The following is a 15,848-nucleotide window of genomic DNA, read 5'->3' on the forward strand; positions in this document are numbered from 1 at the left end:
GAAAATTGCTGGATGATATAGTTTGTGTCACAATACGATGCTCTTTTCTCTTCCCGGGCCGTAAGCATTGACTACCGGGATGTGGCTATAAGCAGGATGAGCGAACCACTGCTCCAACAGTTGCCCGCTTACTGCTTCTCCCTTTACCAGCAGGTATTCCAGATGTTTCAGGGTAGCGCCGGTATTTTCTCCGAGCACGGTGGCGAGATGGTCAGGTCCCAGCTCCAGGATGGTCACTGCGTGGCGGTCGACCGTCCGTATAAAAGCAGCGGGGTTATGCATCAGATGGTCCGGATAGATGATGGTAGTGCCGCCACAGGCGATTGCTGCCAACATCTGCCACGCTGCTATGTCTGACGTGTAAGGTGCTGTAAAGGCAATCACCGAATACTCATGGATACATAGTTCCGTTATCCTCGTCATGAGATGATGAAGCAGGCCGCTATGTTCCACCACCAATCTTTTGGGAAGACCGGTAGCGCCGGCAGTGTAAATCATATAGGCGGCATCGTTAGGCTGCGGTATGTGTCCCGGAGCGCTGGTGGGTTCGTTGCTGAAAATATCCGGCACATGGTCCAGCAGGATCACGCTGACGGCTATATCCCTGGGGATATTTCTGCGGCCATAGCTGCTGCTGATCATCACATAAGCGCCGGTATCTTCCAACAGGTGACGGATGTCTTCTTCCGGATATTCGGGGTCTATGGGCACATAAGCCGCACCGGCTTTCAGGATGCCCAGAATGGCCACCAGCATGTTTACCGACCGCTCTACACATACCGGTACCAGTTTATTGGCCTTCACGCCCCTGCGTTGCAGGTAGTGGGCCAGCTGATTGGAACGTTCATGTAATATGCGATAGGTCACTTCTGTACCTTCATACCGGAGCGCTACCGCGTCGGGGACGCGTGCTGCCTGTTCAGCCAACAGGGTAATCAGCTCATGCTGCATGGGCTGCAGCGGTACTTTTTGCAGTGGCATAGCTCTGTTATTTTGAGGGTACCGGCGCCGTGGTGGCGCCGGTCAATAGGATTTCACACGGTAATGTCTGCGGGGTTAACAAGACGGGGCGGGTTAGTCAGGCATCACCATGCCTACTTTACGGCTGATGGCCTGCTGATAGTAATGTCCGCCAACGGCGATGTCAAAAATGGCCATGCCCATAGGATTGAACATCACTACGCCCTCCTGGTCTTTCAATGCATCTTTACAGACCACATCAGCGATCGATAATGTATCACCTTTTTCGAGGCCCATAACTTTATGCATGTTTTCAATGTCGGTATTCTGGCGACAGACTTCTTCCCAGTCATCTACCACCACTACGTCCATATGGCGCACCATCTCCACTTTATAGTCGCGCAGCGACACGTTCAGTTGCAGGGAGGATTTCACCGGCGGCAGGTCAACATATGGCGCTGACGACACGGTGCAGGTAATAAAAATATCGGCTGATGTATAACACTCCTGCCAGGAACCGGCCACTGCTACCTTATCTTTCACGGCAGGGTCTACTGCTGTCAGGTCCACACCATTGATATCGTACAATAAAACCCTGTTGAGACGGTCGCCCAGTATAGCAGTGACCATGTTGAGATGCATTCTGCCAATAGGCCCAAAGCCGATAATGCCTACGGTAAATTGCTTGTCTTCTTTCCTGGTGGCGAGGTACTTTTTCAGTATCACGCCGGAAACGGCCGCCGTACGGATGCCGCTGATAGTGGCTGTATTGATAACGCACAGTGGTATCCCTGAATCATGTTCGTTGAGGATGGTCACTGAATGCGCTCTTAATTTGTTCTGGTAGATATTACCCGGGAAGCTGGCTATCCATTTGATACCGGCCAGTGGCGCCTGTCCGCCTACATAGGCGGGCATGGCGATGATACGGTTTTGCGGGTCTCCGTAACGTAAATACGGTTTAATCGGTTGCGAATAATCCTGCTGGTGCAAAGCGGCAGTAGCCTCACTGATTACATGTGTCAGTTCATCCCATTGGATACCAATTTCACGGATATGGTCCGCATTCAGATAAAGCATATACAGTTGTTTTAAGCGATGGTGGCAGATTGTAGCTTGTGCGCCAGTTGTGTGGCCCATTCCCGGTTATAGATCGTATCGAGGTAAGAGTGACCTTTATCCGGGAAGATAAGCAATGAGTTGGGTGGCGTACTGAAGGACTGCTGACGGAAATAGTTTTTAGCAGCGAGGTATACGGCACCGGAAGAAGCACCGGCAAAGATCACCTGTTCATTGAGCAGCTCAAGGCAACCTTTGACAATATCCGTCTGTGAGAGGATCACCACATCATCAATCAATGCATTTTTGATGATGGGTGGTATCTGGCTGGCGCCGATACCGGAGATGTATCTCTTTACGGGCGGAGCATTGAAGATAACAGAACCTTCCACGTCTACACCAATAATTTTAATCTCAGGGCGCTCCGCCTTGATGCTGCTGGAGATGCCGGTGATAGCACCGCTGGAGCTTACTGCCACAAACACATAATCGATCGGCTCCGGACAGGCCAGGATTTCTTTTGTTAATCCGTAGTAACCTTTGTAGTTATTGGGATCACCATATTGATCAGCGATGAATGAGTTGTTGATGGTGGCATGCAGCTGGTTCACCGTATCAATACGGGTGAGCAGGTAACCACCGGTATGATCGCGTTCGGTGATCTTCACTACTTTGTAAGACAAGAGGTTCAACAGTGATTCATAGGCACTGTTGATATTTGGGTCGATAACGGGAATAAATTTCAGGTCGAGCATCTTACAGATGGAGGCTACCGCGATAGCGAGGTTACCAGAGCTGGAAGCGATAATGGTGGTGTCTTGATTGATATGGCCGGCTTTAATGCCATGGTAAATAATACTGTAACCGGCACGGTCTTTAGAGCTGCCGGAGAAATTGTTGTATTCCAGTTTAGCCCACAAGGGGGTGTCTGTATTCCGGAGGGAAATGAGGGGAGTATTGCCTATGAAAGCAGACAACTTTTCTAGCTGTTGTAACATGTTAGATTTTTTATAGTAAAAAACGAGGGGGTATACCTGCATCCGGGGTGGATGCAGGTAGCAGATAGTTGGCAGTCTGTAATGGTGTTCAGAGAAGAAAAAGGAGCATAATAAACAAACAATCAGAAAGGGCCGGCGTTATTGCTCTTCCGCCACCAACGCTTCTTTTCTGCTGTACAGGAGCTCTTTTTCTCCATAAAGACGTTCAGCAATAATACCTCTTGCCTCACATTCCTTCACCAGTTTATTGGACTGAATGATGGGATTGGACTCGTCTGTGTATACAATGCTGCTGATAAATTCCAGCCAGGGTTCCATCCCCATCGCATATACGTAGGCTTCCTTCGGCTTGAAGATATTCACCAGCGCCATGCCTTTCGGACAGTCAGAACCAGCGAGCCTGCGGCTGCTGTCCTGATCGCGGGTGATCTTTTTAGTCAGCAGCGGGCCATACAGCCAGGTAAGCGGCGCGCCGTCGCATTCCATGCCGAGGAACAGTACGTCCACATCACCGATCTGGTTGTGAATGTGCCTGTAGAGGGCTGATTCCACGATCCTTGAGTCGGCCAGGAACAACAGTTTAAAGCCGCTGATCTGTACCAGGAAACAGGATTTCGTGAGAATGTTCATATCACAGTGTTCACCGGTGAAAGGCAGACCGGTAATAGCAGTGTCCACAAACTCGATGGTCTCCATCGGGTCTACCGCCACTACGTTGTTGAAGCCGATATTGTTGAACATCAGTTTCAGGTCCGGGTCTTCCAGTTTACCACTGGAAGTGCGTGGCACGATCAGGTTTTTGATTTTATGTCGCAGGGGCAGCAATGTTTCGAACAGGATGTGGTCCTGGTGGTTGTGGGTGATCAGCACATAGTCGATCACATCCGGCAGGTCTGCATCAGAGAAGTGGTCGATGCTGCTTTCATAGCCATAGTAGCTGATCAGCGGGTCTACCAGGATGCTCACGTCTTTTGTTTCCACGAGGATACAAGCGTGACCGAAATAACGCATGCGGATTTTGTCGCCGGTATATCGTTTATACGGCGGCGGAGGTGTTTCTGTGAAGAAAGTATCAAACAGTGCTTCCTGTTCGGGCTTGATGCCAAAGATGGCTTTGATTTCAGACAGGGAGCGGGCATTTCTTTTCATGCGGCTGATCGCATCGATGCCGGGATGATCGAAGGGAATATTGAGGTGCAGTACATCCGCTTCATCGAGCCGCGGCGTACTGAGACAGAACGGTCGGTGGTCGTTATTAGTGATCCACAGTGCAATGCTCTGGGCTCCTTTATTATAGAATTCGCTTTTATACAACAAGGATTCGAACAGGCGATAGTCTGCGTTGTTATTGCGATCGTAGTACAGTTCAACATATCCTTTGAGGATCTCCGGTACTTTTTCGTATAGTGGTTCCAGTCCGAAGCCTTTTGCTTCAGCTGCGAGTATTCTGTCCAGTTCTTTACTGGCTTTCGCAAATTCGATGGTCCGGTGCTGACGTTTCAGGATGTCTTCTTTCAGGGCACTCACTTCCGCTACCCTTTCGCCGTTGAAGTCCATGAAGGGGCCGCCTTTCATTTTAGGGTTCAGTACCGCTTCCGCGTGGATAGCGGGATCGTCAAGATAAGAATCCATGATGGTGAGGTGGCGTGCAATGGTGTTCATGGCTGCTGTAGCCGGAGAGATGAGGTGGCTCCAGGCATACCACCTGTCATACAGTGGTTCCAGCACTACGTTGGGCTTCAGGTATACTTTTTTGTCGCTCATAATTGATATGATTTGTGATGTACAAGTAATTTTTTTGCGATGATGCTGACGATCTCGTAGGGGTATTTGAAGATAAAGAAGTGATGGCCGGGCATACGGCGGAAGTCTACGGGGTTCCTGGCTTCCTGTTGCCACAGGCGGATGTCTTCGGGCTTCATGTCCTCTCTCGTACCGGTGATAACGGTAACGGGTATATCCAGCGGTTCCTGCCGGGTGTGGGCATAGTTCTCCGACACTTTAAAATCGGCCCTTAAAATAGGTTCGATAAAATCCAGCAGCTCATCATTTTGCAATATTTCATCCGGACTTCCGTTTAGATTACGGATTTCTTCGATGAATGATTTTTTATCCAGCAGGTGTCTTTTTTTCTCTGTTCTGGACAGTGCGGCGGGGCCTGAAGTGCCGGTGATAAAAAGGTGCAGTGGTGGCATGCGGCCTTCTTCCCTGATTTTGCGGGCCAGCAGGTAACAAAGCAATCCTCCCATACTGTGTCCGTAAATCGCGTAGGGTGCTCTGTCGAGTTTGTTCTCCACCTGCAGGTAGAGATCATGCACCAGCTGCCGTATATCTTCTTTCAGGGGCTCACTCATCCGCGTACCTCTGCCGGGGTATTCCAGCGGAATAAGGTTCAGGAAAGATGGCAGGTGTTCTTCAAACAGCCGGTAAGAATATTTACTACCTCCGGCAAAGGGCAGACAGAAAAGATTGATTTTTTCCATATGTCAAAGTTTCCACGTTGTCAAAAAATATAGGCACAGGACGCCCTGTCCGGGACCAGGGGGACCGGTATCTCAACTATAAGAGAATGACGATCACAGTCATCTGTATATAACAGATGATGTTTGTCTATTCACGCTTCATACCAGGGAAATTACAGGCAGAACGAAGCCTTGCAGCAGAGGGGAGCCTTCCTGCTGAATTTGGACGAGCCAGGGTTTCCATGCTGACCATGCACGTTAAACATAACAATGACCGGCCGCTTACACAGCAATAGAATCGAGGTATTCAGCAGATACGGCAACCAGAATATTCTTCTGCAGCATGTTAACCCTCACCAGAAACTTCTGTTCTCCTTTCACTTCCACCACTTCACAAACGAGACCGCATAACATTCCATCTTTGATCATGAGTTGTTTTCCGGGCTGAAAATAATCATCCGACACCTCAATATCGATGTTATTCGGCTGCTGGGTAATCAGCCGGATGCTATGTATCACGTCTTCTTTCACTTTAACCACCTCCTTTCCTGTCTTTACATAGTATAGCACGGCCTCCAGGCTCAGCACCTTGTAATAGGTCTCCAGGTCCTCCAGATAAATGAAGAGGTAAGAAGGAAATAAAGGAGCGTCGATGTATTTCTTTCGGTCTTTCCACACGCGTAAAATTCTGGCTGTAGGTAAAAAGTTGACAATATTCAAAGTTGACAAAAAAGCGGCAACCTTTTTTTCGTGACGGGGCTTGGTATACACCACATACCAGCCATTAACGGAAATGCTCATTGAGGGTATTTTCTAAAGGATACTAATAACGCAATAGGCTTTTCCTTTTTCCAGACATGGCCCACACACCCTTTTTTGAAGCCTTGTGGCTCAATCGCGGGCATAGCTGTCGCTATCGTGAATCCAGATCCTTCACATTACATAAAAAAAATAAAATAGTTGTTTAAACGACTTAATTAAGTTAACATAAAACACCACCATGGATGTCTCAGAATTTTCCGGATAGTATTAGTTTGTGCTTAATGCTTAATCCCTTGTCTTAGTCATTGAAAACATTTAAGGAAAATTTGATTATTTGAGGGTCCGTTAACTACTTTTTTTATCGTTGTACAATAATTAACACTTCTATCGTCCTTATCAGTGGCCCGAATTTAGCAAACATATTTTATTCAGCAAAAAAAATTATCAGGTGCGATATAGACGCAATAAAAAAAAACAATACCTCCATAAGACTCAGCCCGGTGAAATGTGAATTCAGTAAAAGGGTGCATGGAAAACCTTCCACAGTAAGGCATTACATCCGGAACACTGTTGTTAACAATCATTTAATATCATCAGTACGACTGACGATTTTTTTCAAACTTTTTTCCATTGCTGTAAATCATTTTATATTTAACTTGCCGTTGGCTGCTAAATCTTACGCCACCGAAGTTTTGTTGCAGCAGCATAAATCATGCTATTGCCAACGCACCTTAAAACCCTTTTTATAGCCATCCAAAATTAGTCCATGCAATCCCCCTCAACAACCATCAACAATGGCGGCCGTGTTACTGTCAGGCCTAAACGAATGCTACGCATGTTGCAGTTATTACGGCCTCACCGCGCCCTATTTACAGCGGGCATGCTTTTCCTGATCACGACCAGCCTGGCCGGCCTTGCCTTTCCTGAATTATTGGGGCGCCTGATCAATGCCAGCAAACAACCACAGACCACTGACGCGATACATGAAGCAGGCATTTGTTTAATAGCACTCCTAACTATACAAGCTATCAGTTCATTTTTCAGAACATTAATTTTTGTAAAAGTGGCAGAAAGAACACTGGCAACCCTGCGACAGACAGTCTATAATCACCTGGTACAACTTCCTATGCAGTTTTTCCTCACCCGCCGGGTAGGAGAACTGAACAGCAGAATATCCGCAGACATTTCCCTGTTGCAGGAAACATTCACCAATACCATCGCTGAGTTTATACGGCAGTTGGTGATCATTATTGGCGGCATCATTTTTCTGATGCTGACCTCCATCCACCTCACCATTTTCATGCTGGCCATTATGCCGGTCATGGTGCTGGTCGCCGTTGTTTTCGGCCGTTTCATCCGGCAATTTTCGCGGAAGGTGCAGGACCAGGTAGCTGCTTCCGGCACCATCGTGGAAGAGACACTACAGGGTATCTTCAGCGTAAAAGCATTTGCCAGTGAATTCATGGAGATGAAGCGCTACCGGGAAAAAACCAACGAAGCGGCCAACTTCGGTATACAGAATGGTAAATACCGGGCAGCCCTCTCCTCTTTTGTCGTGGCCGGCATCTTTGGAGCCCTGGTAGCGGTTATCTGGCGGGGTGCCCTCATCGGCCTGGATACAGGCCAGCTGTTCTCCTTTGTATTATACTCCGTCTTTATTGGCAGCTCTATCGGTGGATTAGCGGAAGTATATGCTTCCCTGCAGAAAAGTTTCGGCGCTACCGAAAACCTCTTCGCCATCCTCGATGAACCCGCAGAACCACTGGCACCGGTCACACAGCTGGCACCGGAGCATATCTTGCATGGCTATATCAGTTTCCGCCATGTATCGTTCCGTTACCCCGGCCGCGAAGACACGCCAGTACTGAAAAACCTTTCCTTTCAGGCACAGGCCAACCAGACAATCGCCTTAATTGGTCCCAGCGGCGCAGGTAAAAGCACCATCGTTTCTTTACTGTTACGTATATACGATCCTACGGGAGGGCATATACTTTTTGATCAGAAAGACAGCAGCAGTATTCCACTATCTGCGCTCCGTTCGCAGATTGCCACCGTACCGCAGGACGTATTCCTGTTTGGCGGCACCATCGCAGAAAACATTGCCTACGGCAAACAGGATGCTACAGAAGCGGAGATCATCGCTGCTGCGCAGAAAGCCAACGCCTGGGAATTCATTCAACGGATGCCGCAAGGATTACAAACACTCGTGGGTGAACGCGGCATACAGCTCTCCGGCGGACAGCGCCAACGTATTGCCATCGCCCGCGCCGTGCTCAAAGCGCCCCGCATCCTTATCCTCGACGAAGCCACTTCCGCACTGGACGCAGAATCGGAGAAACTGGTACAGGACGCACTGAACAAACTCATGGAAGGACGCACCGCTATCGTCATCGCCCACCGCCTCGCCACCATCCGGCAGGCCGACAAAATCATCGTTATTGATAAAGGTGCTATTGTGGAAGAAGGCACCCATCATGAACTGATCAGCAACGAAGAAGGTTTATATAAAACACTCTGTGAGATGCAGTTTATTCAATAACCATAATATTATCATTCGTATTCGCGTTCGTATTCGTATTGCCGTTTGCGTTCGCGTTCGCGTTCGCGTCCCCAGGGCTGAAGCCCTGGGCTAAGATGTTGTTCAAATCCGGAAGGATGGATGGTTCCGATTAAAACGAAGAATTATCTCTCTCCAGGACAGAAGTTCCAGGCTATAAGATATTAGGGCCGCAATGGCCATTCATTTCACTAGAAACCGTTAAGCCTTCCGGATTTGAACAACATCTTAGCCCCGGGCTTCCAGCCCGGGGAAATCGGAATCGGGAATCGTGGAACGCGAATAATCCCCATGCCATAACGCTATAAAAAGCAAAGAGGCCAGCCCTTTTGGGGCCAGCCTCTGCATATGGGTTGATCACTAATTACTGTATTAACTTCTCCATCACAGCGTCAAAATTCTGCCGCTGGTAATAGTCCATGGATATTACAATACGGCCATCTTTATCGACGATCAGCAGATGCGGGATACCGGTGATATTAAACAGCTTCCGCACACCTGTTTCTTCTTTGAAACCACCATCAGCGAGTACCTGTATCCATTCCATGTGCAGCTCGTCCATGGCTTTTTTCCATTTGTCTTTGTCATCATCTACAGATACGCTCACAAACACCACGCCTTTGTCCTTATAACGGTTGTAGTGTTCCCGCAACGTCGGCACATAAGCGCGGCAGGGAGCGCACCATGAAGCCCAGAAGTCCAGCACCACTACCTTGCCTTTCAGGTCGTTCAGCACAACTGTTTTACCAGTAGGGTCTTCTGTCCTGAATGCCGGCAGCGGTGAGCGGGCTTCGATCTTTCTGAAGGTTTCGATCCGTTCTGCCAGCGCTTTCCCTTCCAGGGTATTTTTCCCCTCCGGTGTCAACTGTGCATAAGCGGTCTTAGCTTCATCGTACTTTACGGCGTAACGGTGGGCAATCCAGGGCGCAATCTCCTGCTGTGGATGTTCCGCGAAGTACTTCATTGGCAGCATGCCACTGGAGGTGTACTGATACCATTGATCGTTGTACTTCCCTCCTTTTACGCTACTGCCAGCGAGGGAATCAAAACTGCATTCAACTGTATAGTCTGCATTTTCGAGGAACACCTCTACTCTTTTGGTACTTACTTTCAGCCATACCAGTCGCGGGTGGTCTATTTTACCGGAGTAGGTGAACTGTCCGTTCTCGATACGTACACGGGGCCAGTCTGCAACACTCTCCCCGGTACGTTCCAGAACAGCCACACTACCATTGGTGACGCCTGTTATTTTGCCACGGATGACGAAGCCGTCACCGGCAAAACTGAACAGGGGCAACAGCCATAGAACCAGTAGCGGGATGTATTTCATAGGATAGGTTATTTGATGATTTCAGCGAGTTTTTTCTCTACATCTTCTCCGTAAAGGCCCATAGCGAGAACTTTACCGTCTGGCCCGATCAGCACATTAAAAGGAATGTAGCTGGCGCCGTAGGACGCAATGGTTTCATCAGCCCAGCCTTTCATGCTGCATACGTTGGTCCAGTTGATACCATGTTTCTCCACTGCCTTTTCCCACGCTTCTTTTTTGGAGTCCAGGGAGACAGCTATCATAGAGAAGTTCTTGCCTTTGTATTTATCGTTGGCCGCTTTCAGGTAAGGGATCTGTGGTTTGCAGGGACCACACCAGCTGGCCCAGAAGTCCAGGAATACATATTTCCCTTTAAAATCAGCCAGGGACACCATTTTTCCGTTGGCATCAGGCACGCTGAAAGCAGGCGCCATATCACCGATTTTCACTTTACCGAGCGGGCCTTGTGCTTCACCAGGTTCACCGAATTTAACGGACATCGGAGACGGATCTATTGTTCCGGGATGAAGACGGCGCTGCATAATACGGGATGCGATGGCATGTTCCCCCAGTCCGGCCAGGATTTCATCAAACTCTTTTTTCCCGTTGAAAAAGACGGTGGCCGCATAAGCAGAAACGCCGGAGTTGGGATGTTTGGTAATCCAGTTACGGTAGGATTGCTGCAGGCGGTCTGTTACCACCTGGTATTCTTTTCCATATTTTTCGGCAGCATCTTCATCCCCTACTTTCATCGCCTTATTGATGCTTTCCATTAAATCATTCTGCTTTTTAGGGTCTCCTTTTTCAGGGTCCATGAGCGCCATCATTTCCTGCCATTCTTTTACCCAAACATCTCCGCTATAGGTAGCATTCTGAAAATATGGCCCTTTGCCGGAGATATGTATTTTTCCGCTTTCCAGGTAGAGAAGTGTAGCGCCCTTTTCCCCCTGATTGCCTATCATCAGCACGTAAATACTTCCACCCTTCGGCATCGGCCTTTTAATGGTAAAGCCGTGATTAACCACCCGTACCGTGTCAAATTCGCCGGTATAGGGTTCCAGCAGCTGTACCAGCGTATCGTTAGGCGCCTTGTCCAGTTTGGCTGTGATTACTACCTCCTGTGCAAAGGCACCATATGCCCCTGCGCTCAGCAATAAGGAAAAGAGTATTTTTTTCATGATGGATTCGTTTTATATCAGGCACCCTGAATGGCGGAAAGGGTGAAGCCTGATAACAATTTTTTAATTTGATTATTTGGATATTTTATTATCAACCATGTCTTCCATGATTTTTACCGTTTCAGCCAGGTAGATGTCCTTTGCTGTTTTATGCAGGAAGTCTATAGTAGTGGGACTGTTATCCGGCTTCAGCAGCGATGGGTGGACCGACCGGTCAACGGGCAGGGATACACGAAGTGTATCAGCGCCAGCTCCCTCCTTCGTATCTTTTATATTTTGTTCCAACCGTGCCATTTGCGTATAGCGCTGGTAGAAAGACGGCAGGTCCAGCGCCACAAGGCCACTATTGAGTTGCTCCAGTTGTTGGGTACCGGTTGCCACAGCGGTAAAGGCAGATTCTTTTGTCACCCTTTTACGGGCATTTTCAACCACCTTGTTATAATCAAAAGTGAAGGTCTCGCGGGTAAACGGTAACAGCTTCATGGTATCGCAGGCCATCGCGGAAGGATAGTCCTTTTCCATGACGGACTCCCGGCTCATCCTGTCCTGCAGGACAATGTCAGGCCGTACTCCTTTGAGCTGGGTGGATTCTCCGGTAACACGGTAGAATTTCTGCACTGTCAGGCGCATGCTGCCGTAGCTGACATCAGCGGTGCCTTTGGCCGGATCTCCCATTTTCCCGAGGTTGACATTGGTCTGCGCCGTCCCTTTTCCAAAAGTGGAACTGGTACCGATGACCAGCGCACGCCTGCGGTCCTGCATGGCAGCCGCGAAGATTTCAGATGCAGAAGCACTGCCTTCATCTACCAATACAGTAAGCGGTCCCTCATAGAGTGGTGGTGTGGCTGGTGAATTGTAGCGGTCCACCTTGTCTTTGCCACGGAGCCAGCTCATAGGCCCTTCCGGTACGAAGCAGTAACCCATTCTTACCACTTCGTCGAGAGCACCGCCGCCATTGCCGCGCAAGTCCATCACGATACCCTCTACTTCTTCCTGTTTTAGTTTTTCCACTTCACGCACCACGTCGTTGCAGGCGCCATTTTGTTTGGTGGGTGTATCATCAGTATAAAATACCGGCAGCCAGATATATCCGAAGCGTTTACCATCACGCTCTATCACGGCGCTTTTGGCCCTGTTCTCTTTGTCAATGATTTCCTCCCGGGTAACTGTCACATTACGCGGCTGGGCGCCGGGCTGCTTCAGGCGCAGCTTTACGGGTGTACCTTTTTCACCACGGATCATGGCCGCTACTTCTGTAGGTGGTACTCCCGCCACTTCTTTCATCTGGCCCTGATGGTCAGAGATAGCAAGGATAAGGTCATTTTCCTTTACTTCACCGCTGCGATAGGCAGAACCACCGGGCAACATCCGTTTCACAAAAAAATCGGCCTCCTTTACTCCCAGTTCAATACCCAGACCGAAATAACGTTTATTGAGCATATCGTTAAGCGTCAGCACCTGTGGCGCGGTATACATCGTATGCGGATCTACTTCGAGGGTGGCATCGGCGATGTACTGGAAGAACTTATCGTTTACCGCCTGGCTGCGGACATTCTGGCGGAAAAAATCAGCGTACCATTTCCCTACCTTTTCGCGCGCTTTAACTTCCAGCGCCGGGTCCGGTTTTCCTTTGGCAGCTGAATCCTGCATCTCCATGTAGTTGCGGAGCGTATAGAATTTGAGCAGTTTACGCCACAGTTCGGCCTGTTCCGCTTTACCCGCCGGGTAAGGTGCATTTTTTCGTTCAGCCTGTACCGTTTCCTTCACCTTAAAATCAAAGGGCCTGGCGAGTGTTTCTTCACACAATACCTGTACTTCGTGTGCCCGTTGGGTATAGATGGCAAACGCAGCATCAAAAAAACCGGTACCGGATATTTTTATTTCATCATCAATAGTGGATTGAAAGGCCGACAGGCGTTTGATATCTTCCTGTAAAAAGATGCACCGGTTGGGGTCCAGTGTGGCAATATAGCGCTTCCATACATCGGCAGCGTAAGCATCATCCAGCTGCCTGGGAGCAAAATGGCTTTTATTGATTTTATTGAAGACGGCTGCCATCACGTCTTTGCGGTAAGCAGGCCAGGCGGTAGTATCAGCCGGCGCCTGGGCGTTGGCTGAATAGCCGGCAGACAGCGCGCAGGCCATGAGCAGCCATGGATTATTTTTACGAAATAGTAGTTTCATGTAAATCGATTAATGGATATCGTGTAAATAGCAGCATCAAGGCCTGTTACCAATAGCCTGCAGATCTGTTCCGAAGTTGTTGGCAAAGTAATTAACGACAATTTCATACTTTCTTTTAATCAGCCCTCTCGTGTCCACAGCGGGACTAAACAAAGTGGCTTCCAGCTCAGATTTGCTGCGGGAGGTAATCGCTTCTATGTAATCGAGGAAGTCTGTTACAGCATTCATGGGCTGTCCGGTAATGTTACCGATAATACCCATACTGTATTTGTTTCCCTGATTGGATGAAGTATAGTCATAAGGAGCCAGTTCCAGGAACGCCATGGGAATATCAATACTTTTAACCCTGTAAGCGCGCTCCATATAAAACCGGTGCAGCAGGCCACGCAGCTGTTTGGTTTCTGCCGGCGTTTTATTCAGCAAGGTGCTGTCTGCCCAGCCAACGGTCAGCGTACTGATAGTGCTGGCAAAGCCGGCAGCATCCCGTTTCGGGCCGCTGCCTATATAGGAGGCCAGCAGTATTTTGAAGGGCAGTGTTTTTTGCAGGAACGATTCCGGGTATTGCAGGATCAACTGATCATACACGAAACGAAGCGTGTTGCCTATGTAAACCGGGTTGGCATTAAAGGCACTGTCTTCTCTCATGCTGGTATAGTTGTAGGCGAAATCTGTATGGGAGAACCGGTACAGGATATAACAGTTGTATTTCCGGTAGAATTGAACAATAGAATCGTCATAACTATGATTGCCCTGTGGCAGCGTATAGCCAGGCACTTCGACCGGCGATGTCGGCACCGCTTCTTTACGGCAGGCCATCAATACAGTCAGGATAAAAGCCAGGAGCAGGTAATATCTTCTCATCGGTAGTCACATTAAACGTTAGGAAATACTATTTCGGCATGCGTGCGCCGGAATACAGCGGATTTTGCGTTAGTGCAGGATTACGGTTCAACACATCATCCGGTATCGGCATCACGTACATCGGGTCGCGGGCCTCCAGGCGAAAGACCTGCACGGTAGTCTCGTTAGGCGTATAGATATGTTCAATGGCCGGCATGCCATATCTTCTGAGATCAAACCAGCGATGCAGCTCTTCCCGGAAGAGTTCTCTGCGGCGTTCTTCCCGGCACATACGCAGCAGTTCAGCGGCAGGTTTAATGTCCCATGCCTTGAAGGTTGCCATGTCTATGCGATAAGAGCGGAGCATATTCAGACTTTTCAATGCTTCTGCGGCGGCCCCTGCGTCCCCTTTGGTTTTATAAAGCTGTATATAGGCTTCTGCACGATTAAGGTAAAGTTCAGCCACACGCCAGCCATTGGCAAGATGGTTGCCCATTGATTTGTAGGTGGAGTATACTTTCAGCTGTGCCAATTCAACAGGGAGAAATTGTTTCATAAACGGCGGCACCTGGTTAATGGCAACCTGTTTACGCAGATCATTGTCTTCAAAAGTATGATACAGGTTATAGGACACCTCATAGCTGTTGCCATAAGGCATGCTGATCTGTTCCTCCGGTTCTCCGTAGGCAAAAAGCGTTTCTTCATTATGGATGCCCACCAGCGGACGGCTATCCGTATCCGGCTCTCCCCAGGTATTGAAATTCATTAACTGCGCGCGTTGTGCCAGTGCGGCATCAGCGTGCTGGATACACTTTTCCCAGTTTTCCATATAGAGATATACCCTGCTGGCCAGCAGATGGGTAGCGGGAGCGGATATACGAAAAAGTTCTACGTTCTTTTTGTATTTATCTAACAGGAACACAGCGCTGTCGAGATCCAGTGTGATCCGGTCATACACTTCCTTTACCGTGTTGCGTGTAAGGAAAACATCGGACAGGTCTCCGGAAGTACGTATCGGTATTCCCGGGCTTTTGTCCGGCGTGGTAGTGGAATCATTGTATGGTTTGGCATATAAGTTCACCAGCATAAAATGATAAAAAGCACGCAGCGCATAGGCCTCTCCTTTCAAAAGTTCCTTTTCTTCCTGCGTTCCTATCGATTTATCAAGCCCCTCCAATGCTATGTTAACACCCAGCAAAAGACGATAGTAGATGCCCCAGGTATTGGTTTTGTAACCATAGCCTTGTGCAGCCAACCGGCGGTACATATCGGGCTGCCACTGGAAAACACCGGCTGTTACTGCAGGACCAGGATCCTGCACTACCGGGCCGCTGTAACATTGTACATCGTCATCCAGGTAAATCGCCCAGGGTTGCAAAAACACGTTCAATGTCGGATAGCCCTCTGTAAACAGCAGGCTTCCAAAATCGCGGGCAGATTTGGGAGTGATATCTGTTTGCGAGTATTCCTGTAAAAATTTCTTACAAGATGTCAAGCCCAACGCCACTATTATGATGACCAGTAATTTTTTCATCTCTC

Annotated in this window: 12 protein-coding genes; 1 reads left to right on the forward strand and 11 read right to left on the reverse strand. The window is 48.8% G+C overall.

Going from position 1 to position 15,848, the window contains the following annotated elements; translation table 11 throughout:
* Positions 1–27 precede the first annotated feature (27 nt).
* The 6 genes from HHL17_RS22115 to HHL17_RS22140 all read right to left on the reverse strand — a co-directional run bounded on the left by HHL17_RS22115 (position 28) and on the right by HHL17_RS22140 (position 6,280).
* The gene (locus HHL17_RS22115) at positions 28–981 is read right to left on the reverse strand and encodes an AMP-binding protein (protein ID WP_169226963.1); all 954 of its coding nucleotides are present in this window, start codon (positions 979–981) and stop codon (positions 28–30) included.
* 93 nt (positions 982–1,074) lie between these two features.
* Positions 1,075–2,040, reverse strand: a complete 966-nt coding sequence (locus tag HHL17_RS22120; protein WP_169226964.1) for a 2,3-diaminopropionate biosynthesis protein SbnB — start codon at positions 2,038–2,040, stop codon at positions 1,075–1,077.
* An 11-nt stretch (positions 2,041–2,051) separates the two neighbouring features.
* Complete coding sequence (locus tag HHL17_RS22125; RefSeq protein ID WP_169226965.1) at positions 2,052–3,017, reverse strand: pyridoxal-phosphate dependent enzyme; 966 nt, start codon at positions 3,015–3,017, stop codon at positions 2,052–2,054.
* A gap of 138 nt (positions 3,018–3,155) precedes the next feature.
* Entirely contained in the window at positions 3,156–4,781 is a 1,626-nt protein-coding gene (locus HHL17_RS22130) for an MBL fold metallo-hydrolase (RefSeq protein WP_169226966.1), read from the reverse strand.
* Positions 4,778–5,500 (reverse strand): thioesterase II family protein, encoded by a 723-nt coding sequence (locus HHL17_RS22135; protein WP_169226967.1) that lies wholly within the window; start codon positions 5,498–5,500, stop codon positions 4,778–4,780. The genes HHL17_RS22130 and HHL17_RS22135 overlap by 4 nt, the downstream gene beginning before the upstream one ends.
* 261 nt (positions 5,501–5,761) lie before the next feature.
* Positions 5,762–6,280 (reverse strand): UpxY family transcription antiterminator, encoded by a 519-nt coding sequence (locus tag HHL17_RS22140; protein ID WP_169226968.1) that lies wholly within the window; start codon positions 6,278–6,280, stop codon positions 5,762–5,764.
* Positions 6,281–7,007: 727 nt separating this feature from the next.
* Here HHL17_RS22140 and HHL17_RS22145 point away from each other — a divergent pair.
* The gene (locus HHL17_RS22145; RefSeq protein WP_169226969.1) at positions 7,008–8,780 is read left to right on the forward strand and encodes an ABC transporter ATP-binding protein; all 1,773 of its coding nucleotides are present in this window, start codon (positions 7,008–7,010) and stop codon (positions 8,778–8,780) included.
* 382 nt (positions 8,781–9,162) lie between these two features.
* Here HHL17_RS22145 and HHL17_RS22150 read toward each other — a convergent pair whose 3' ends face one another.
* From HHL17_RS22150 to HHL17_RS22170, 5 genes are all read right to left on the reverse strand, one after another.
* On the reverse strand, positions 9,163–10,128 hold the full coding sequence (locus HHL17_RS22150; RefSeq protein ID WP_169226970.1) for a TlpA disulfide reductase family protein: 966 nt from the start codon (positions 10,126–10,128) through the stop codon (positions 9,163–9,165).
* 8 nt (positions 10,129–10,136) lie between these two features.
* Positions 10,137–11,285, reverse strand: a complete 1,149-nt coding sequence (locus HHL17_RS22155; protein ID WP_169226971.1) for an AhpC/TSA family protein — start codon at positions 11,283–11,285, stop codon at positions 10,137–10,139.
* A 72-nt stretch (positions 11,286–11,357) separates the two neighbouring features.
* Positions 11,358–13,469, reverse strand: coding sequence for a carboxy terminal-processing peptidase (locus tag HHL17_RS22160; RefSeq protein WP_169226972.1), 2,112 nt, complete (start codon positions 13,467–13,469; stop codon positions 11,358–11,360).
* Positions 13,470–13,505: 36 nt separating this feature from the next.
* Complete coding sequence (locus HHL17_RS22165; protein WP_169226973.1) at positions 13,506–14,330, reverse strand: putative zinc-binding metallopeptidase; 825 nt, start codon at positions 14,328–14,330, stop codon at positions 13,506–13,508.
* A 28-nt stretch (positions 14,331–14,358) separates the two neighbouring features.
* Positions 14,359–15,843, reverse strand: a complete 1,485-nt coding sequence (locus HHL17_RS22170) for a RagB/SusD family nutrient uptake outer membrane protein (protein WP_169226974.1) — start codon at positions 15,841–15,843, stop codon at positions 14,359–14,361.
* Positions 15,844–15,848: the final 5 nt, after the last annotated feature.

The sequence above is a fragment of the Chitinophaga fulva genome, assembly GCF_012927205.1.
GTDB lineage: Bacteria > Bacteroidota > Bacteroidia > Chitinophagales > Chitinophagaceae > Chitinophaga > Chitinophaga fulva.

What these genes read in the sequence shown, in the direction of transcription:
- HHL17_RS22170 (WP_169226974.1), bottom strand. Translation starts at nt 15,843, where the DNA reads ATGAAAAAATTACTGGTCATCATAATAGTGGCGTTGGGCTTGACATCT.
- HHL17_RS22115 (WP_169226963.1), bottom strand. Translation starts at nt 981, where the DNA reads ATGCCACTGCAAAAAGTACCGCTGCAGCCCATGCAGCATGAGCTGATT.
- HHL17_RS22135 (WP_169226967.1), bottom strand. Translation starts at nt 5,500, where the DNA reads ATGGAAAAAATCAATCTTTTCTGTCTGCCCTTTGCCGGAGGTAGTAAA.
- HHL17_RS22145 (WP_169226969.1), top strand. Translation starts at nt 7,008, where the DNA reads ATGCAATCCCCCTCAACAACCATCAACAATGGCGGCCGTGTTACTGTC.
- HHL17_RS22150 (WP_169226970.1), bottom strand. Translation starts at nt 10,128, where the DNA reads ATGAAATACATCCCGCTACTGGTTCTATGGCTGTTGCCCCTGTTCAGT.
- HHL17_RS22140 (WP_169226968.1), bottom strand. Translation starts at nt 6,280, where the DNA reads ATGAGCATTTCCGTTAATGGCTGGTATGTGGTGTATACCAAGCCCCGT.
- HHL17_RS22120 (WP_169226964.1), bottom strand. Translation starts at nt 2,040, where the DNA reads ATGCTTTATCTGAATGCGGACCATATCCGTGAAATTGGTATCCAATGG.
- HHL17_RS22130 (WP_169226966.1), bottom strand. Translation starts at nt 4,781, where the DNA reads ATGAGCGACAAAAAAGTATACCTGAAGCCCAACGTAGTGCTGGAACCA.
- HHL17_RS22165 (WP_169226973.1), bottom strand. Translation starts at nt 14,330, where the DNA reads ATGAGAAGATATTACCTGCTCCTGGCTTTTATCCTGACTGTATTGATG.
- HHL17_RS22155 (WP_169226971.1), bottom strand. Translation starts at nt 11,285, where the DNA reads ATGAAAAAAATACTCTTTTCCTTATTGCTGAGCGCAGGGGCATATGGT.
- HHL17_RS22125 (WP_169226965.1), bottom strand. Translation starts at nt 3,017, where the DNA reads ATGTTACAACAGCTAGAAAAGTTGTCTGCTTTCATAGGCAATACTCCC.
- HHL17_RS22160 (WP_169226972.1), bottom strand. Translation starts at nt 13,469, where the DNA reads ATGAAACTACTATTTCGTAAAAATAATCCATGGCTGCTCATGGCCTGC.